The 19,615-nt window shown below is 41.2% G+C and carries 17 protein-coding genes and 2 tRNA genes; 18 read left to right on the top strand and 1 reads right to left on the bottom strand.

What is annotated here, in order from left to right; translation table 11 throughout:
* Positions 1-2 precede the first annotated feature (2 nt).
* Entirely contained in the window at positions 3-959 is a 957-nt protein-coding gene (locus AC6I9F_RS06620; RefSeq protein WP_498021239.1) for an ABC transporter permease, read from the top strand.
* A 37-nt stretch (positions 960-996) separates the two neighbouring features.
* Here the strand turns inward: AC6I9F_RS06620 and plsY are convergent, their stop codons facing one another.
* Positions 997-1,638 (bottom strand): glycerol-3-phosphate 1-O-acyltransferase PlsY, encoded by a 642-nt coding sequence (plsY, locus tag AC6I9F_RS06615; RefSeq protein WP_498021237.1) that lies wholly within the window; start codon positions 1,636-1,638, stop codon positions 997-999.
* A 135-nt stretch (positions 1,639-1,773) separates the two neighbouring features.
* On the opposite strand from plsY, the gene parE reads away from it, so the two are divergent.
* From parE to sufU, 17 genes are all read left to right on the top strand, one after another.
* Positions 1,774-3,717, top strand: coding sequence for a DNA topoisomerase IV subunit B (gene parE, locus AC6I9F_RS06610; RefSeq protein ID WP_176139801.1), 1,944 nt, complete (start codon positions 1,774-1,776; stop codon positions 3,715-3,717).
* A 27-nt stretch (positions 3,718-3,744) separates the two neighbouring features.
* Positions 3,745-4,572: an aminoglycoside 6-adenylyltransferase gene (locus AC6I9F_RS06605; RefSeq protein ID WP_498021234.1), complete on the top strand. Its 828-nt coding sequence runs from the start codon at positions 3,745-3,747 to the stop codon at positions 4,570-4,572.
* Between the two features lie 29 nt (positions 4,573-4,601).
* Complete coding sequence (locus tag AC6I9F_RS06600) at positions 4,602-5,162, top strand: RelA/SpoT-related domain-containing protein (protein WP_050242447.1); 561 nt, start codon at positions 4,602-4,604, stop codon at positions 5,160-5,162.
* 479 nt (positions 5,163-5,641) lie between these two features.
* On the top strand, positions 5,642-8,113 hold the full coding sequence (parC, locus tag AC6I9F_RS06595; protein ID WP_498021232.1) for a DNA topoisomerase IV subunit A: 2,472 nt from the start codon (positions 5,642-5,644) through the stop codon (positions 8,111-8,113).
* 134 nt (positions 8,114-8,247) lie between these two features.
* Entirely contained in the window at positions 8,248-9,270 is a 1,023-nt protein-coding gene (locus tag AC6I9F_RS06590; RefSeq protein ID WP_218757600.1) for a branched-chain amino acid aminotransferase, read from the top strand.
* A gap of 22 nt (positions 9,271-9,292) precedes the next feature.
* Entirely contained in the window at positions 9,293-11,260 is a 1,968-nt protein-coding gene (locus tag AC6I9F_RS06585) for a peptide ABC transporter substrate-binding protein (RefSeq protein WP_498021230.1), read from the top strand.
* A gap of 98 nt (positions 11,261-11,358) precedes the next feature.
* On the top strand, positions 11,359-11,589 hold the full coding sequence (locus tag AC6I9F_RS06580; protein ID WP_000037113.1) for a DUF2969 domain-containing protein: 231 nt from the start codon (positions 11,359-11,361) through the stop codon (positions 11,587-11,589).
* A 49-nt stretch (positions 11,590-11,638) separates the two neighbouring features.
* Positions 11,639-11,719, top strand: a tRNA-Tyr gene (locus AC6I9F_RS06575).
* A gap of 9 nt (positions 11,720-11,728) precedes the next feature.
* Positions 11,729-11,800: transfer RNA gene (locus AC6I9F_RS06570), tRNA-Gln, on the top strand.
* Between the two features lie 161 nt (positions 11,801-11,961).
* The gene (rpsA, locus tag AC6I9F_RS06565) at positions 11,962-13,164 is read left to right on the top strand and encodes a 30S ribosomal protein S1 (RefSeq protein WP_498021221.1); all 1,203 of its coding nucleotides are present in this window, start codon (positions 11,962-11,964) and stop codon (positions 13,162-13,164) included.
* A gap of 85 nt (positions 13,165-13,249) precedes the next feature.
* Positions 13,250-13,747: a GAF domain-containing protein gene (locus AC6I9F_RS06560; RefSeq protein WP_498021219.1), complete on the top strand. Its 498-nt coding sequence runs from the start codon at positions 13,250-13,252 to the stop codon at positions 13,745-13,747.
* A complete protein-coding gene (dnaX, locus tag AC6I9F_RS06555) occupies positions 13,747-15,402 on the top strand; it encodes a DNA polymerase III subunit gamma/tau (protein WP_498021217.1) in 1,656 nt (551 codons plus the stop codon). Before AC6I9F_RS06560 ends, dnaX begins: the two co-directional genes overlap by 1 nt.
* A gap of 27 nt (positions 15,403-15,429) precedes the next feature.
* A complete protein-coding gene (locus tag AC6I9F_RS06550) occupies positions 15,430-15,624 on the top strand; it encodes a DUF3272 domain-containing protein (protein WP_119943155.1) in 195 nt (64 codons plus the stop codon).
* Positions 15,625-15,888: 264 nt separating this feature from the next.
* Complete coding sequence (gene sufC / locus AC6I9F_RS06545) at positions 15,889-16,659, top strand: Fe-S cluster assembly ATPase SufC (RefSeq protein WP_000114489.1); 771 nt, start codon at positions 15,889-15,891, stop codon at positions 16,657-16,659.
* A 27-nt stretch (positions 16,660-16,686) separates the two neighbouring features.
* The gene (sufD, locus tag AC6I9F_RS06540) at positions 16,687-17,949 is read left to right on the top strand and encodes a Fe-S cluster assembly protein SufD (protein WP_498021214.1); all 1,263 of its coding nucleotides are present in this window, start codon (positions 16,687-16,689) and stop codon (positions 17,947-17,949) included.
* A gap of 10 nt (positions 17,950-17,959) precedes the next feature.
* Positions 17,960-19,186, top strand: a complete 1,227-nt coding sequence (locus AC6I9F_RS06535; RefSeq protein WP_485678815.1) for a cysteine desulfurase — start codon at positions 17,960-17,962, stop codon at positions 19,184-19,186.
* Positions 19,173-19,613 carry a Fe-S cluster assembly sulfur transfer protein SufU gene (sufU, locus tag AC6I9F_RS06530; protein WP_173270323.1) on the top strand — a complete coding sequence of 147 codons (441 nt, stop codon included), beginning with the start codon at positions 19,173-19,175 and terminating at the stop codon, positions 19,611-19,613. Before AC6I9F_RS06535 ends, sufU begins: the two co-directional genes overlap by 14 nt.
* Positions 19,614-19,615: the final 2 nt, after the last annotated feature.

Raw genomic sequence — 19,615 nt, 5'->3', positions numbered from 1 at the left:
AGATGTCTATTACAACCTTGCTCACCCTCTTGGTGTCTTCTATGCTGATTTACTCAGCACCCCTCATCTTTACAAGTATCGGTGGTGTTTTCTCTGAACGTGGTGGTGTCGTAAACGTCGGCCTTGAAGGAATTATGGTTATGGGTGCCTTTTCTGGAGTTGTCTTTAACCTTGAATTTGCAGAACAATTTGGAGCAGCAACTCCATGGCTATCTTTGCTAGTTGCAGGATTGGTTGGTGGTGTCTTCTCTATCATCCACGCAGCAGCAACGGTTCATTTCCGTGCAGACCATGTTGTCAGCGGTACGGTATTGAACTTGATGGCGCCAGCCTTGGCTGTTTTCTTAGTGAAAGTACTTTATAATAAAGGTCAAACCGACAACCTAAGTCAGACTTTTGGACGCTTTGACTTCCCAGTCTTGGCAAATATCCCAGTGATTGGTGACATCTTCTTCAAATCAACAAGTTTGCTAGGTTATATCGCGATTGCCTTCTCATTCCTTGCTTGGTTTATCCTCTTCAAGACTCGCTTTGGTCTTCGTCTCCGCTCTGTTGGTGAACATCCTCAAGCAGCGGACACGTTGGGAATCAACGTCTACAAAATGAGATATTTAGGAGTTATCATTTCAGGTTTCCTAGGTGGAATTGGCGGAGCGATTTATGCTCAATCAATCTCAGTTAACTTCTCAGTGACAACTATTGTTGGACCTGGATTTATCGCTCTTGCTGCGATGATCTTCGGAAAATGGAATCCAATTGGAGCCATGCTATCTAGTCTCTTCTTTGGACTTTCACAAAGTTTGGCCGTTATCGGTTCTCAATTGCCGTTCCTACAAGGTGTGCCTGCGGTTTACCTTCAAATCGCACCTTATGTTTTGACAATTCTTGTCTTGGCAGCCTTCTTTGGAAAAGCAGTTGCCCCCAAGGCAGATGGTATCAATTATATCAAATCAAAATAAGCATACAAAAAACGTCAGTTCTGTTCAAACTGGCGTTTTATTTTTTAGGATTTTGATGAGTCAAGTTCAATCCCCAAGGGACAAGATTTTCAGTCTTATTCTGGATACGTGTGATATTATCCTTATGACGAATGATAATCAAACTAGCAAGAGCTAGGATAATGGCGATGAAGAGAGGGTCATAGTTACTCAAAATAAAACCAAAAAGTGGAAAGAGTAGAACTCCGATGACGGCTGCGATAGATGCTGTGACACTGGAAAGTGAAATCATACTGCCTAGATAGAGGGTCCCAAAGAAAACAACCGCAAGGTAGAGACAGAAGACAGGCGCAAATCCGAAAATCACACCAGCACTGGTTGCGACAGCCTTACCACCCTTAAATCCTGCAAAGATAGGGAAGGTATGGCCAATAACAGCCAAAAGTCCAAAGATGAGAGGCGAAACACCTTGTAGATGAAAAATAATTGGAAGAAGCGTTGCTAGAGTTCCTTTGAAAAAGTCAATGACAAAGGTCGCCATACCCGCTTTCTTACCTAAAATGCGGAAGGTATTGGTTGTTCCAGTGTTACCAGAACCATGCTCGCGCAGATTGATTTGAAAGAATACTTGTCCAATCCAGAGACCAGACGGAATCGAACCCAGCAGATAAGCTAGGATTAATAAAACTATTGTAATCATACTCCTATTATATCATGAAATGGAGAAGAAAGGCAGAGAATCTCTTCTGAAATTGTCACACCGGAGAAAGAAAAATTTTGCAAAATCCTTAGAAAACCTGTAGAATAGTAAAGATGAACGAATAGGAGGTTCCTTGTGTCAAAAAAGGAAATCAATATTAACAATTATAATGATGATGCCATTCAGGTGCTAGAAGGGTTGGATGCGGTTCGAAAACGTCCGGGGATGTATATCGGATCGACTGATGGTGCTGGTCTCCACCACCTAGTCTGGGAAATCGTCGATAATGCGGTCGATGAAGCCCTGTCTGGGTTTGGCGATCGTATTGATGTGACCATCAATAAAGATGGGAGTTTAACGGTTCAAGACCATGGTCGTGGGATGCCGACGGGTATGCACGCTATGGGAATTCCAACTGTTGAGGTTATCTTTACCATCCTTCATGCCGGAGGAAAATTTGGTCAAGGTGGTTATAAGACATCAGGTGGACTTCACGGGGTGGGTTCTTCCGTTGTTAATGCCCTTTCTAGCTGGTTAGAAGTTGAAATTACTCGTGATGGCGCAGTTTACAAGCAACGTTTTGAAAATGGTGGAAAACCTGTCACGACCTTGAAGAAAATTGGTACAGCACCCAAGTCTAAAACAGGTACCAAGGTTACCTTCATGCCGGATGCGACTATCTTTTCTACGACAGACTTCAAGTACAATACCATTTCAGAACGTCTCAATGAATCAGCCTTTCTCTTGAAAAATGTGACCTTGTCTTTGACAGATAAGCGAACAGATGAAGCAATCGAATTCCATTATGAGAATGGGGTACAAGACTTTGTTTCTTATCTCAACGAAGACAAGGAGACCTTAACGCCAGTTCTTTACTTTGAAGGGGAAGATAATGGTTTCCAAGTGGAAGTAGCTCTTCAGTATAATGACGGATTTTCAGATAATATTTTGTCCTTTGTCAATAACGTTCGCACCAAGGACGGTGGAACGCACGAGACTGGACTTAAGTCTGCCATTACCAAGGTCATGAATGACTATGCGCGTAAGACGGGGCTTCTCAAGGAAAAAGATAAAAACCTTGAAGGGTCAGACTATCGTGAGGGACTAGCAGCCGTTCTTTCTATTCTGGTTCCTGAAGAACACCTCCAGTTTGAAGGACAGACCAAGGACAAACTAGGAAGTCCACTAGCTCGCCCAGTTGTGGATGGCATTGTGGCGGATAAGTTGACCTTCTTCCTTATGGAAAATGGGGAATTGGCTTCTAATCTCATCCGCAAGGCTATCAAGGCTCGTGATGCTCGCGAGGCGGCTCGCAAGGCGCGTGATGAAAGCCGAAATGGCAAAAAGAATAAGAAAGACAAGGGCTTACTTTCTGGTAAATTAACGCCAGCCCAGTCTAAGAATCCAGCTAAGAATGAACTCTATCTAGTAGAGGGGGATTCTGCCGGTGGCTCTGCCAAACAAGGCCGTGATCGCAAGTTCCAGGCTATTCTACCTCTTCGTGGTAAGGTTATCAATACAGCCAAGGCCAAGATGGCGGATATCCTCAAAAATGAGGAAATCAACACTATGATTTATACTATAGGTGCGGGTGTTGGGGCAGACTTCTCCATTGAAGATGCCAACTATGATAAGATCATTATCATGACCGATGCGGACACAGATGGTGCCCATATCCAGACCTTGCTCTTGACATTTTTCTACCGTTACATGCGTCCGCTAGTTGAGACAGGACATGTTTATATCGCCCTTCCGCCTCTTTACAAGATGTCAAAAGGTAAAGGCAAGAAAGAAGAAGTGGCCTACGCTTGGACGGACGGAGAGCTAGAAGAACTCCGTAAGCAGTTCGGTAAAGGCGCTACCCTCCAACGCTACAAAGGTCTTGGTGAGATGAATGCCGACCAGCTCTGGGAAACAACCATGAATCCAGAAACCCGTACCCTTATCCGTGTCACCATTGAAGACCTAGCTCGCGCCGAACGTCGTGTCAATGTCCTTATGGGAGACAAGGTTGAACCACGCCGTAAGTGGATTGAAGATAATGTCAAGTTTACGCTGGAAGAAGCGACAGTGTTTTAAGTCACTTTTTAATGAATGGGTATCAACATGAGAGCTGAAACAGAAATGCTAGATCTGATTTTACAGACTGCCAAAACTTTACAAGTCAAAGCTGTCGCTATGTCTGGTTCACGGACAGACCCAAAGGCCCTAAAAGATGAATTTCAAGACTATGACGTGGTCTATATTGTGGATGATTTAGATAATCTGACGAGTGACCTTTCTTGGTTGGAGCAGTTTGGGAAACGCATTATCGAGCAAGAAGTTAGTCTTGGTAATCGTCGCCTTTATCTCATGCTCTTTGAAGATGGCAATCGTATCGATTTGACTCTTTGTCCTAAAGAACACATTCAAGAATGGGTGGACAGTGAAGCAGGATTCACTGTTTTAGAAGATGAGAAGGGATTGTTTGAGTCCTATTCTCCCAGTCCAAAGCGTTTCTGGATATATCCAGCTACTGAGACAGATTTTGAAAAAGCCTGCAATGAATTTTGGTGGGTATCATCTTACGTGGTTAAAGGGATTTGTCGCAAACAAGTCATCTACGCGGCCGACCATCTCTACGGTATTTGTCAGCAAGAATTGCTCAAGCTTTTAGCTTGGCAAGTGGCGGCAGATAAGGGAACAGTAGACGTTGGTAAGAATTATAAGTATCTTTTTAGCTATTTACCCACTGAGAAAGAAAAGGAATTCTCAGATTTGCTTGATTTTTCAAGTATAGATAAAATCACTCAGTCTTTGTTTGCTACGATGCAACTTTTCCATAGAGAAGCTCAAAGACTTGCTCAAAAGCTGGGCTTTGACTACGATAAAGAAGTGGCTGAGAAGATGATTGAGTATGCTGAGGAAAGAGTGAAGAAGTTTGGGAATAACTAGAAAAATGAAAAAGCGAGAGGAGAAGACTCATGATTGAAAAAGTGGAACGCCTTATTACAGAGATTAATCGTATTCATCGAGAATATTCTAAAGATTATTTTGAAACGGGTAAGGTGGAAAAAATCAATCTCAAGCATACCTTTTCAAAAGTTCCGACGAAAGCGATTTTGGCCTACCGTCTGAATTTACATGAGTCAATTAATGACTATCTGATGAAAGCGGATGTCCAAGATATTGCCTATGTTTATCGTGTCAAAACTTCTGAGTCTATTTTAGATAAAATTACACGTTTTTCAGAGCGTCAAGAGGGCTATCCAGTTAATTCAATTCTTAATGATGTTTTTGGTGCTCGTATGATTTTAAGTTCCAAAGAGATAGCTCAAGTCATGGATAAATTAGATGATTGGCAAGAGATTTACGGACTAAAAAACTGGTATTTACGTGATAAAGATGGCTATGTCGGTATTCATATCTATTTTAAAAATAAAAGTAATTTTTATTACCCATGGGAACTCCAACTTTGGGATAAGAAAGATGTAGATAGTAATATCGCCAGCCATATCAAGTATAAACGAGGATTTGTGGAGTAGACTTTTCAAGTGGAAACGACGATACAGGAATTGGATGGAAGTGACTTACTCTATATTTTTTCTTTTTTCATAGTATTTACTCTACATTCTTCGAAAGGAGTTAAACGTGCCCTGAATGCTATGTGAAATTTCTTATTAACTGAAGCAACGCATTTTAAACACATTAAACTACAGAAAGGGTCGTTTGGTTATTTGTAGTAACTGAACACGGGACTAATTTTATTCGGAAAAAAGTCAAATCGTCTTGACTTCATCGAGCCCTACATCGATTTTCTATTTTTCTACAGACATTTTTGGCAAGCCAAATCGTCCCTTTATATCTTAACTGAACACCTTTTCTGTAAAAACCTACTCTATATTCTTTGAAAGGAGTTGAACACGCCCTAGATACTGTGTGAAAAAGATAAATTCTCTTGTGAGCTTGCTTACTTCAAGAATTTTCTATTTTCACTTGGTATTTTACGGGCTCTGTATCCTATATGAGTAACATTCAAAATATGTCCCTGGAGGACATCATGGGAGAGCGCTTTGGTCGCTACTCCAAGTATATTATTCAAGATCGGGCTTTGCCAGATATTCGTGATGGCTTGAAGCCGGTTCAGCGTCGTATTCTTTATTCGATGAATAAGGATGGCAATACTTTTGACAAGAGTTACCGCAAGTCGGCCAAGTCTGTCGGGAATATCATGGGGAATTTTCACCCACACGGAGATTATTCTATCTATGATGCCATGGTCCGTATGTCACAGGACTGGAAAAATCGTGAGATTTTGGTCGAAATGCACGGTAATAATGGTTCTATGGACGGAGATCCACCTGCGGCCATGCGTTATACCGAGGCTCGTTTGTCTGAGATTGCTGGTTATCTTCTTCAAGATATCGAGAAAAAGACAGTCCCTTTTGCATGGAACTTTGACGATACCGAGAAAGAACCAACTGTCTTGCCAGCAGCCTTTCCAAACCTTTTGGTCAATGGTTCTACTGGGATTTCGGCTGGTTATGCCACTGACATTCCACCTCATAATTTGGCTGAGGTTATCGATGCGGCGATTTACATGATTGACCACCCAACAGCCAAGGTTGACAAGTTGATGGAATTCTTGCCTGGACCAGACTTTCCTACAGGAGCTATCATCCAAGGTCGTGATGAAATCAAGAAGGCCTATGAAACTGGGAAAGGGCGTGTGGTCGTTCGTTCTAAGACTGAAATTGAAAAGCTAAAAGGTGGTAAGGAACAAATCGTTATCACTGAGATTCCTTATGAAATCAATAAAGCCAATCTAGTCAAGAAAATCGATGATGTCCGTGTCAATAACAAGGTGGCAGGTATTGCTGAGGTTCGTGATGAGTCTGACCGTGATGGTCTTCGCATTGCTATCGAACTCAAGAAAGATGCTAACACCGAGCTCGTTCTTAACTATCTCTTCAAATACACTGACCTGCAAATTAACTACAATTTTAACATGGTGGCGATTGACAATTTCACGCCTCGTCAGGTTGGGATCGTTCCAATTTTGTCTAGCTACATCGCACATCGTCGTGAAGTGATTTTGGCGCGTTCACGCTTTGACAAGGAAAAGGCAGAGAAACGTCTCCATATCGTAGAAGGTTTGATTCGCGTGATTTCGATTTTGGACGAAGTCATTGCCCTTATCCGCGCTTCTGAGAATAAGGCGGACGCCAAGGAAAACCTTGAGGTCAGCTATGACTTTACAGAAGAGCAGGCTGAGGCTATCGTAACCTTGCAACTGTACCGTTTGACCAATACAGACGTAGTTGTCTTGCAGGAAGAAGAAGCAGAACTTCGTGAAAAGATTGCTATGCTTGCGGCGATTATCGGTGATGAACGGACCATGTACAATCTCATGAAGAAAGAACTTCGTGAGGTCAAGAAGAAATTTGCGACTCCACGTTTGAGTACTTTAGAAGACACTGCGAAAGCAATCGAGATTGATACAGCTAGTCTGATCGCCGAGGAAGATACCTACGTCAGCGTGACCAAGGCAGGTTATATCAAGCGTACCAGCCCACGTTCCTTTGCAGCTTCCACTCTGGAAGAAATTGGCAAACGTGATGATGACCGTTTAATCTTTGTTCAATCTGCCAAGACCACCCAGCATCTTTTGATGTTCACGACCCTTGGAAATGTCATTTATCGACCAATCCATGAATTGGCAGATATTCGTTGGAAGGACATCGGCGAGCATCTGAGCCAGACCATTACAAACTTTGAAACTAACGAAGAAATCCTTTATGTTGAAGTAGTGGATCAGTTTGATGATGCGACAACTTATTTTGCAGCGACTCGTCTCGGTCAAATCAAGCGTGTAGAACGAAAAGAATTCACTCCGTGGCGGACCTACAAGTCTAAGTCAGTTAAGTATGCTAAGCTCAAAGACGATACAGACCAGATTGTAGCAGTGGCTCCGATTAAACTAGATGATGTTGTCTTGATTAGCCAAAATGGTTATGCCCTTCGTTTCAACATCGAAGAGGTTCCAGTTGTCGGTGCCAAGGCGGCAGGGGTCAAGGCTATGAACTTGAAAGAAGATGATGTCCTCCAATCGACCTTTATCTGTAATACCTCGTCCTTCTACCTCTTGACTCAGCGTGGAAGTTTGAAACGTGTTTCTATTGACGAAATTCCAGCAACCAGCCGTGCCAAACGTGGTTTACAAGTCTTGCGTGAGTTGAAAAACAAACCGCACCGTGTCTTCTTGGCAGGAGCAGTTGCAGAACAAGGCTTCGTTGGTGACCTATTTAGTACAGAAGTGGACGTGAACGACCAAATTCTACTTGTTCAATCCAATAAAGGAACAATCTATGAAAGCCGATTGCAAGACTTGAGTCTGTCAGAACGCACAAGTAACGGTAGCTTCATCTCTGACACGATTTCTGATGAAGAAGTTTTTGACGCTTATCTTAAAGAAGTATTTACTGAAGCTAAATAAGTGAAATGAAGAATCAGTTCTAAGAGCTGGTTCTTTTTATTGAAGAAATTTTCTGAAAATTACAAAATATACTTGCTATTTTAGAAAAATAGTGTAGAATATAAGAAATAGGTTTTTAGAATAAGGAGTGGAATATGACAGTAACGATTGATTGGGAAAACCTTGGTTTCTCCTATATGAAATTACCTTATCGCTATATTGCTCATTTTAAAAATGGACAATGGAATCAAGGAGAGCTTACAGAGGATGCAACTTTGCATATTTCAGAGTCTTCTCCAAGTCTCCACTATGGACAACAAGCATTTGAAGGTTTGAAAGCTTATCGTACTAAGGATGGCAGTGTTCAACTGTTCCGTCCTGATGAAAATGCCAAACGTCTGCAACGTACATGTGACCGTCTCTTGATGCCACAAGTTCCGACAGACATGTTTGTAGAAGCTTGTAAAGCAGTTGTCCGTGCGAATGAAGAATACGTACCACCATACGGAACAGGTGGAACCCTCTATCTTCGCCCTCTTTTGATTGGTGTCGGAGATATTATCGGGGTAAAACCAGCAGAGGAGTATATTTTTACTATCTTTGCTATGCCAGTTGGAAATTACTTTAAGGGTGGCTTGGTTCCAACCAACTTCTTGATTCAGGATGAATACGATCGTGCGGCTCCAAATGGTACAGGTGCGGCTAAGGTTGGTGGGAACTATGCTGCCAGCCTCTTGCCAGGGAAATTGGCCAAGTCACGTCATTTCTCAGATGTTATTTACCTAGATCCATCAACACATACAAAGATTGAAGAAGTTGGATCAGCTAACTTCTTTGGAATTACAGCTGATAATGAATTTGTAACGCCATTGAGTCCATCTATCTTGCCATCTATTACCAAGTATTCCTTACTTTATTTGGCAGAACATCGCTTGGGCTTAACTCCTATTGAAGGAGATGTTCCAATTGATAACCTTGACCGTTTTGTAGAGGCAGGTGCCTGTGGTACAGCAGCGGTTATTTCTCCAATTGGAGGTATTCAACACGGTGATGATTTCCATGTTTTCTATAGTGAAACAGAAGTAGGACCTGTGACTCGTAAACTCTATGATGAACTGACAGGAATTCAGTTTGGTGATATTCCAGCGCCAGAAGGTTGGATTGTAAAAGTAGATTAAAAATATATTAAAGGAGATTTTTATGAAATCGAAAAAGTGGCTCTTAACAGCAGGAGTGGTCCTGAGCACAACAGCTCTTTTAGCAGCCTGTGGAAAAGCTGATAAAGAAGCAGATGCTCCGACAACATTTTCTTATGTCTATGCAGTGGATCCAGCATCCTTGGACTACAGCATAGCAACGCGTACATCCACAACAGATATTATCGGGAATGTCGTTGATGGTTTGATGGAAAATGATAAATATGGTAATGTTATTCCTTCTTTGGCTGAAGATTGGTCCGTGTCAAAAGATGGTCTGACTTATACCTATAAACTTCGTAAAGGAGTGAAATGGTACACTTCTGAAGGTGAAGAATACGCAGAAGTAACAGCCCATGACTTTGTAACAGGATTGAAACACGTTGCTGACGGTAAGTCAGACGGTGTCTCTCTCATCCAAAATTCAATCAAAGGCTTGGACGCCTATATGACTGGTGAAACCAATGATTTCTCTACAGTTGGTGTTAAAGCTTTGGATGACTACACAGTTGAGTATACATTGAATGCGCCAGAAAGTTTCTGGAATTCAAAAGTGACTACAGCGACGATGTTGCCTGTAAATGAAGAGTTTTTAAAGGCATCAGGAAAGAATTACGGAGAGGTTAGCCCAGCAGGTATTCTCTACAATGGTCCTTATTTCTTAAAAACATTGACTTCTAAATCGTTGATTGAATATGAAAAAAATCCAAATTACTGGGATAAAGAAAATGTTAAAATTGAGAAGATTAAATTGACCTACTACGATGGTTCAGATCAGGAGTCTTTGATCCGTAGCTTCTCCTCTGGTGCTTATACGACAGCCCGTCTCTTCCCAAGCAGCTCAAACTTTGCTTCAACTTTGGAACAATACGGAGATAAAATCACTTATAGCCCACAGGACTCAAGTAGTTATTACTTTACTTTTAACGTAAATCGTCAGTCATACAATAAAACTGCGAAAACAAGTGAGGAGCAAAAGACTTCTACAAAAGAAGCTATGCTTAATAAGGACTTCCGTCAGGCTATTAACTTTGCCTTCAACCGTCATTCGTATGCTGCCCAGCTAAACGGTGAAGATGGTGCGGACAAGATTATTCGTAACAGCCTTGTTCCAGATAACTTCGTACAAGCAGGTGGTAAGAACTTTGGTCAAATTGCTCAAGCAGAGTTGGTGAACTATGGTGACCAATGGAAAGGCGTTGAGCTAGTTGACGGTAAGGATTCTATCTACAACCCTGACAAGGCTAAAGCTGCGTTCGAAAAAGCTAAGAAAGACTTGGAATCTAAAGGGGTAACCTTCCCAATTCACTTGGATGTCCCGGTTGAACAAACAGATACTATCGCCGTGCAACAAAGCAACTCTTTCAAACAGTCTATTGAATCAACTCTTGGTGCTGAAAATGTTATCATCGATGTACTTCAAATGACAGATAATGAAAAAGAAACGATTACATCACAAGCGCGTGTTCCTTCTCAAAAAGACTATGATTTGAACAGTACAGGATGGGCTCCAAGCTATCAAGATCCAGCGTCTTACTTGAATATTATGGATCCAAAATCTGGTTCTGCCATGAAACACCTTGGTATTACGAAAGGAAAAGATAAGGATGTTGTCGCTAAACTTGGTTTGGATCAATATAAGAAGTTGTTAGAAGATGCTGTTTCTGAGACCACTGACTTAGAGAAGAGATATGAAAAATATGCCAAAGCTCAAGCTTGGTTGACAGATAGTTCATTATTGATGCCAACAGCTTCATCTGGTGGTTCTCCAGTTGTAAGTAACGTAGTACCATTCTCAAAACCATACTCACAAGTTGGTATTAAGGGGGATCCATATATCTTTAAAGGAATGAAATTGCAAAAAGATATTGTTACAACAAAAGAATATGACGAAGCTCTTAAAAAATGGCAAAAAGAAAAATTGGAATCCAATAGCAAATACCAAAAAGAACTAGAAAAACACATTAAATAAAGCAGAAAACTCTATGTCAGACAAGCCTGATATAGAGTTTTTTTCTTGCTAGTTTTAGGATTTTCTTGTAAAATAGAAAAAGTGAAGAGAGGTATGAAATGAGTAAGAAAGATAAAAAAATCGAAATTCAAGTAGCAGATGCCAAAGTTAATGTAGGAAAAGACAGTTTTGAAGGCTATACCTTGACTATTGGTAAAAAAGTTATCGGAGAAATTGCCGAATTAGACGGACAATTTGCCATCATAAAGAATGGGAATGTCGATAGTTTTTATAAAAAATTGGAAAAAGCTGTAGAAATTTTGATTGAAAATTATAATTTAGCAAAATAAGTCTTGTTTTTTTGAAATTTTCATGATATAATAGTCCATGTTGATTGTAGGAGAGATAGCGAAGAGGCTAAACGCGGCGGACTGTAAATCCGCTCCTTCGGGTTCGGGGGTTCGAATCCCTCTCTCTCCATTTTATCAATGGGGTATAGCCAAGCGGTAAGGCAAGGGACTTTGACTCCCTCATGCGTTGGTTCGAATCCAGCTACCCCAGTTCTTAGGTAATAATCAAGATAAAAAGCAAAATATCTTAGGGTATTTTATTTTTATAATTGAAAGACGTGAATGATATGAACATGTCCTTGCGGGTGCTTAGGAAAAAAATTATAAGTATGTCAAGTTTAAGAAAAACTTGATTGTTGGAGGATTTTTTAGATGAACGAATTTGAAGATTTGCTAAATAGCGTTAGCCAAGTTGAGACTGGTGATGTTGTTAGTGCTGAAGTATTGACAGTTGATGCGACTCAAGCTAACGTTGCAATCTCTGGAACTGGTGTTGAAGGTGTCTTGACTCTTCGCGAATTGACAAACGATCGCGATGCAGATATCAATGACTTTGTTAAAGTAGGAGAAGTATTGGATGTTCTTGTACTTCGTCAAGTAGTTGGTAAAGATACTGATACAGTTACATACCTTGTATCTAAAAAACGCCTTGAAGCTCGCAAAGCATGGGACAAACTTGTTGGTCGCGAAGAAGAAGTTGTTACTGTTAAAGGAACTCGTGCCGTTAAAGGTGGACTTTCAGTAGAATTTGAAGGTGTTCGTGGATTTATCCCAGCTTCAATGTTGGATACTCGTTTCGTACGTAACACTGAACGTTTTGTAGGTCAAGAATTTGACGCTAAAATCAAAGAAGTTGACGCTAAAGAAAACCGCTTCATCCTTTCACGTCGTGAAGTTGTTGAAGCAGCTACAGCAGCAGCTCGCGCTGAAGTATTCGGTAAATTGGCTGTTGGTGATGTAGTAACTGGTAAAGTTGCACGTATCACAAGCTTCGGTGCTTTCATCGACCTTGGTGGTGTTGACGGATTGGTTCACTTGACGGAATTGTCACATGAACGTAACGTATCACCAAAATCAGTTGTAACTGTTGGTGAAGAAATTGAAGTGAAAATCCTTGATCTTAACGAAGAAGAAGGACGTGTATCACTTTCACTTAAGGCAACAGTACCAGGACCATGGGATGGTGTTGAGCAAAAATTGGCTAAAGGTGATGTAGTAGAAGGAACAGTTAAACGTTTGACTGACTTCGGTGCATTTGTTGAAGTATTGCCAGGTATTGATGGACTTGTTCACGTATCACAAATTTCACACAAACGTATTGAAAATCCAAAAGAAGCTCTTAAAGTAGGTCAAGAAGTTCAAGTTAAAGTTCTTGAAGTTAACTCAGATGCAGAGCGCGTATCACTTTCTATTAAAGCTCTTGAAGAGCGTCCAGCTCAAGAAGAAGGACAAAAAGAAGAAAAACGTGCTGCTCGTCCACGTCGTCCAAAACGTCAAGAAAAACGTGATTTTGAACTTCCAGAAACACAAACAGGATTCTCAATGGCTGATTTGTTTGGTGATATCGAACTTTAATCAAATTGAAAACCCACAAAATCCTTTGTTTACTAAACAAGGGATTTTTCTTTTGTCTCTGCTCCTTTTTTGATATAATAGTTCTATGTTAAAATCAGAAAAACAATCACGTTATCAAATGTTAAATGAAGAATTGTCCTTCCTATTGGAAGGCGAGACCAATGTTTTGGCTAATCTTTCCAACGCCAGTGCTCTCATAAAATCACGTTTTCCTAATACCGTATTTGCAGGTTTTTATTTGTTCGATGGAAAGGAATTGGTTTTAGGTCCCTTCCAAGGAGGTGTTTCCTGCATCCGTATTGCACTAGGCAAGGGTGTTTGTGGTGAAGCTGCTGAGTTTCAGGAAACAGTTCTGGTTGGTGATGTAAGTACCTATCCCAACTATATTTCTTGTGATAGTCTAGCTAAAAGTGAAATTGTGGTGCCGATGATGAATAATGGTCAGTTACTTGGAGTTCTGGATCTTGATTCTTCAGAGTTTGATGATTATGATGCTATGGATCGAGATTATTTGGAACAATTTGTCGCTATTTTGCTTGAAAAGACAGAATGGGACTTTACAATGTTTGGGGAAAAATCTTAATGTATCAAGCACTTTATCGAAAATATAGAAGTCAAAACTTCTCCCAGTTAGTTGGTCAAGAAGTTGTAGCTAAGACTCTTAAACAAGCAGTAGAACAAGAGAAAATAAGTCATGCCTATCTTTTTTCTGGTCCACGTGGAACAGGAAAAACCAGTGTAGCTAAGATCTTTGCCAAGGCTATGAACTGCCCAAATCAAGTGGGTGGTGAACCTTGTAATAACTGCTATATTTGTCAGGCAGTGACGGACGGTAGTTTAGAAGATGTCATCGAAATGGATGCGGCCTCTAATAATGGGGTGGATGAAATCCGTGAAATTCGTGATAAATCTACCTATGCCCCTAGCCTTGCTCGTTATAAGGTTTATATCATAGATGAGGTTCACATGCTGTCTACAGGGGCTTTTAATGCCCTCCTAAAGACGCTGGAAGAGCCAACACAGAATGTAGTCTTTATTTTGGCCACTACTGAATTGCACAAGATTCCTGCGACTATTCTATCCCGTGTGCAACGTTTTGAATTTAAATCAATTAAGACACAGGATATTAAGGAACATATCCACTATATCTTAGAAAAAGAAAATATTAGTTCTGAACCAGAGGCTGTGGAAATCATTGCCAGACGGGCGGAAGGTGGAATGCGGGACGCCTTGTCTATTTTGGATCAAGCCCTGAGTTTGACACAGGGAAATGAATTGACGACTGCCATCTCTGAAGAAATTACTGGCACCATTAGCCTATCAGCCTTGGATGATTATGTGGTTGCCTTGTCTCAACAGGATGTTACCAAGGCCTTGTCTTGCTTAAATCTTCTTTTTGACAATGGCAAGAGCATGACCCGTTTTGTGACCGACCTTTTGCACTATTTAAGAGACTTGTTAATTGTTCAAACAGGTGGAGAAAACACTCATCATAGTCCAGTCTTTGTAGAAAATTTGGCACTTCCTCAAGAAAATCTGTTTGAAATGATTCGCTTAGCAACAGTGAGTTTAGCAGATATTAAGTCTAGTTTGCAGCCCAAGATTTATGCTGAGATGATGACCATCCGTTTGGCGGAGATTAAGCCTGAACCAGCTCTTTCTGGGGCAGTTGAACATGAAATTGCTACGCTGAGACAGGAAGTGATACGTCTCAAACAAGAACTCGCAAATGTGGGAACTGTGCCCAAGCCAACAAATCCAGCTCCTAGTCGCCCAGCAACAGGCAAGACAGTCTATCGTGTGGATCGCAATAAAGTTCAATCTATCTTACAAGAGGCTGTCGAAAATCCTGATTTAGCACGTCAAAACCTGATTCGTTTGCAGAATGCTTGGGGAGAGGTAATTGAAAGTTTAGGTGGGCCGGATAAGGCTTTGCTGGTTGGTTCTCAACCGGTTGCGGCCAATGAACACCATGCAATTCTTGCTTTTGAGTCTAACTTTAATGCTGGTCAAACCATGAAACGGGACAATCTCAACACTATGTTTGGCAACATCCTCAGTCAGGCAGCAGGTTTTTCACCTGAGATTTTAGCTATTTCCATGGAGGAATGGAAAGAAGTTCGCGCAGCCTTTTCAGCAAAAGCCAAATCTTCTCAAACTGAAAAAGAAGCAGAAGAAAGTCTGATTCCAGAAGGATTTGAATTTTTGGCTGATAAAGTGAAGGTAGAGGAAGACTAAAGAAAGATTTCATGATACAATAAGTTTATGAATAGACAACAATTTATTATCATCGCGCTGTTTACAGCTGCTGAGACCTATTTTTTCAATGAAGCTTGGATGACTGGTCGTTATATTATGGCAGCCTTTTGGGCAATTTTACTCTTTAGAAATTTCCGAGTCAGTTATGTGATGGGCAAAATCGTTGATGTCATCGATCAGCATTTTAATAGGAAAGACTAGCCCTCAGCTTCCAGACAAAATCAAAGCCTTTTAGGCTTTTTTTTGTTATACTATAAAAGTATATTTATTGACCTTTTATACTCTTCGAAAATCTCTTCAAACCACGTCAGCTTTATCTGCAACCTCAAAGCGGTACTTTGAGCAACCTGCGGCTAGCTTCCTAGTTTGCTCTTTGATTTTCATTGAGTATTACCGTATTTTCTAGAGACAACTAGTATGTTTCTAGTAAGCACTGTAAAGGTCTTGAAAAAGAAAGGAACTATCATGTCAGTATTAGAGATCAAAGATCTTCACGTTGAGATTGAAGGAAAAGAAATTTTAAAAGGGGTTAACCTGACCCTGAAAACAGGAGAAATCGCCGCTATCATGGGACCAAATGGTACTGGTAAATCGACTCTTTCTGCTGCTATCATGGGAAATCCAAACTATGAAGTTACCAAAGGTGAAGTCTTGTTTGATGGCGTAAACATTCTTGAGTTGGAAGTGGACGAGCGTGCGCGTATGGGACTTTTCCTTGCTATGCAATACCCATCAGAAATTCCTGGAATTACCAATGCTGAGTTTCTTCGTGCAGCTATGAATGCTGGTAAAGAAGATGATGAAAAAATTTCAGTTCGCGAGTTCATCACTAAGCTAGATGAAAAAATGGAATTGCTCAACATGAAAGAAGAAATGGCAGAGCGTTACCTCAACGAAGGTTTCTCTGGTGGTGAGAAAAAACGTAATGAAATTCTTCAACTCTTGATGTTGGAACCAACTTTTGCCCTTTTGGATGAGATTGACTCTGGTCTTGATATTGACGCTCTTAAAGTTGTTTCTAAAGGTGTCAATGCCATGCGTGGTGAAGGCTTTGGTGCTATGATTATTACTCACTACCAACGTCTTTTGAACTACATCACACCTGATGTGGTACACGTCATGATGGAAGGTCGTGTTGTCCTTTCTGGTGGTCCAGAATTGGCTGCGCGTTTGGAACGTGAAGGATACGCAAAACTAGCTGAAGAACTTGGCTACGACTATAAGGAAGAATTGTAATTCCCTCGTATCTTTTAGGAGAAGTAAATGACTAAAGAAAATATTAAACTTTTTTCAGAAATGCACGCTGAACCAAGCTGGTTGGCTGACCTCCGTCAAAAAGCTTTTGATAAGATTGAGAGTTTGGAATTACCAGTTATTGAGCGTGTCAAATTTCACCGTTGGAATCTGGGTGATGGAACGATTACAGAAAGTGAGCCATCAGCAAATGTTCCAGATTTCACTGCACTAGATAATCACTTGAAGTTGGTGCAAGTAGGAACTCAAACTGTTTTTGAGCAAACTCCAGTTGAATTAGCTGAACAGGGTGTTGTCTTTACAGACTTTCACTCAGCTTTAGAAGAAATTCCAGAGCTTATTGAGGAATTCTTCATGTCATCAGTTAAATATGATGATGATAAGTTGGCAGCCTACCATACAGCTTACTTTAACAGTGGTGCTGTTCTCTACATTCCCGATAATGTTGAGATTGCTGAGCCAATCGAAGGTGTTTTCTACCAAGACAGCGATAGTGATGTGCCGTTTAACAAGCATATTATGATTATCGCTGGTAAAAACTCTAAGATTAGTTATCTAGAACGTTTAGAGTCACGAGGTGGAGGTAGTGTAAAAGCAACTGCCAATATCACAGTAGAAGTAATTGCACGTTCTGGTGCTCAAGTGAAGTTTGCTGCGATTGATCGTCTAGGTGAAAACGTCACTGCTTACATTAGCCGTCGTGGTAAATTAGGCAACGATGCAAGTATTGACTGGGCGATTGGTGTTATGAACGAAGGAAATGTTGTTGCTGACTTTGATAGCGATTTGATTGGTAACGGTAGCCATGCTGACCTGAAAGTTGTAGCTCTTTCAAGCGGTCGTCAGGTACAAGGGATTGATACTCGAGTAACTAACTATGGTTGCAACTCAATCGGAAACATTCTACAACATGGGGTTATTCTTGAAAAAGCAACCTTGACCTTCAATGGTATTGGCCACATTATCAAGGGGGCCAAGGGAGCAGATGCGCAACAAGAAAGTCGTGTTCTCATGCTTTCAGACCAGGCTCGTTCAGATGCTAACCCAATTCTTTTGATTGATGAAAATGACGTAACTGCAGGACACGCGGCTTCTATCGGTCAGGTAGATCCAGAAGATATGTATTACCTCATGAGTCGTGGTTTGGACAAGGCAACTGCAGAACGCTTGGTTGTCCGTGGTTTTCTTGGCTCCGTTATCGTTGAGATTCCAGTCAAGGAAGTTCGTGATGAAATGATTGCAACGATCGAAGAGAAATTGTCAAAACGCTAAGGGGTAGCCTATGTTAGATGTAGAAGCGATTCGCAAGGATTTTCCAATTTTAGACCAGATTGTCAACGATGAACCGTTGGTTTATTTGGACAATGCTGCGACGACACAAAAACCACTAGCAGTTCTTGAAACGATTAACCGCTACTATGAGAACGACAATGCCAATGTTCACCGTGGTGTTCATACCTTGGCAGAGCGTGCGACAGCTTCCTATGAAGCCGCTCGTGAATCCATTCGTAAGTTTATCAATGCAGGCTCTACAAAGGAAGTTCTCTTTACCAGAGGAACGACAACCAGTCTTAACTGGGTAGCACGCTTTGCTGAGGAAATTCTGACTGAGGGAGATCAAGTTTTGATTTCCGTCATGGAACACCATTCCAACATCATTCCTTGGCAGGAAGCCTGCCGTAAGACTGGGGCAGAGCTTGTTTATGTCTATCTTAAGGACGGTGCCTTGGATATGGAGGATTTGCGAGTTAAATTGACTGATAAGGTGAAATTTGTCTCCCTAGCTCATGCCTCAAATGTTCTTGGAGTGGTTAATCCTATCAAGGAAATCACTCAAATAGCCCACCAAGTTGGAGCCATCATGGTAGTTGATGGAGCACAATCTACGCCTCATATGAAGATTGATGTCCAGGACTTGGATGTGGACTTCTTTGCCTTTTCAGGTCACAAGATGGCTGGTCCAACTGGTATCGGTGTTCTTTACGGCAAAGAAAAGTATCTGGAACAAATGTCACCAGTTGAATTTGGCGGCGAAATGATTGATTTCGTTTATGAACAATCTGCTAGTTGGAAGGAATTGCCTTGGAAATTCGAGGCTGGAACTCCTAACATGGCTGGTGCAATCGGACTTGCTGCTGTAGTTGATTATCTGGAAAAGATTGGTATGGATGCCATTGAAGCCCATGAACAGGAATTGATCGCCTATGTCTATCCAAAATTGCAGGCGATTGAAGGATTGACTATTTACGGTTCTCAGGACTTGACTCAACGTTCAGGTGTCATTGCTTTTAACCTAGGCGACCTTCATCCTCACGACCTTGCGACTGCTTTGGATTATGAAGGAGTGGCTGTTCGTGCAGGTCACCATTGTGCGCAACCCTTGCTCCAGTATTTGGGTGTTCCAGCAACAGCTCGTGCAAGTTTTTATATCTACAATACCAAGGCAGATTGCGACAAGCTAGTTGATGCCTTACAAAAGACAAAGGAGTTTTTCAATGGCACTTTCTAAACTAGATAGCCTTTATATGGCAGTGGTAGCGGACCATTCGAAAAATCCACATCACCAAGGGAAGTTGGAAGATGCTGAACAAATCAGTCTCAACAATCCGACCTGTGGCGATGTTATCAATCTCTCTGTCAAGTTTGATGTAAATGACCGTTTGGAAGATATCGCTTTTCTAAACTCAGGTTGTACCATCTCAACTGCCTCTGCTAGCATGATGACAGATGCAGTTTTAGGAAAAACCAAGCAAGAAATCTTAGAACTTGCGACCATTTTTTCTGAAATGGTTCAAGGGCAAAAAGATGACAGACAAGATAGTCTTGGTGATGCAGCTTTCTTGTCAGGTGTTGCCAAATTCCCTCAACGAATCAAGTGTGCGACCCTAGCTTGGAACGCCCTGAAGAAAACAATTGAAAATCAAGAAAACAAGTAAGG

It is taken from the genome of Streptococcus nakanonensis (assembly GCF_059738785.1).
Note: the sequence above shows the minus strand (reverse complement) of the source record. Positions and strands in the feature narration are given on the sequence as shown.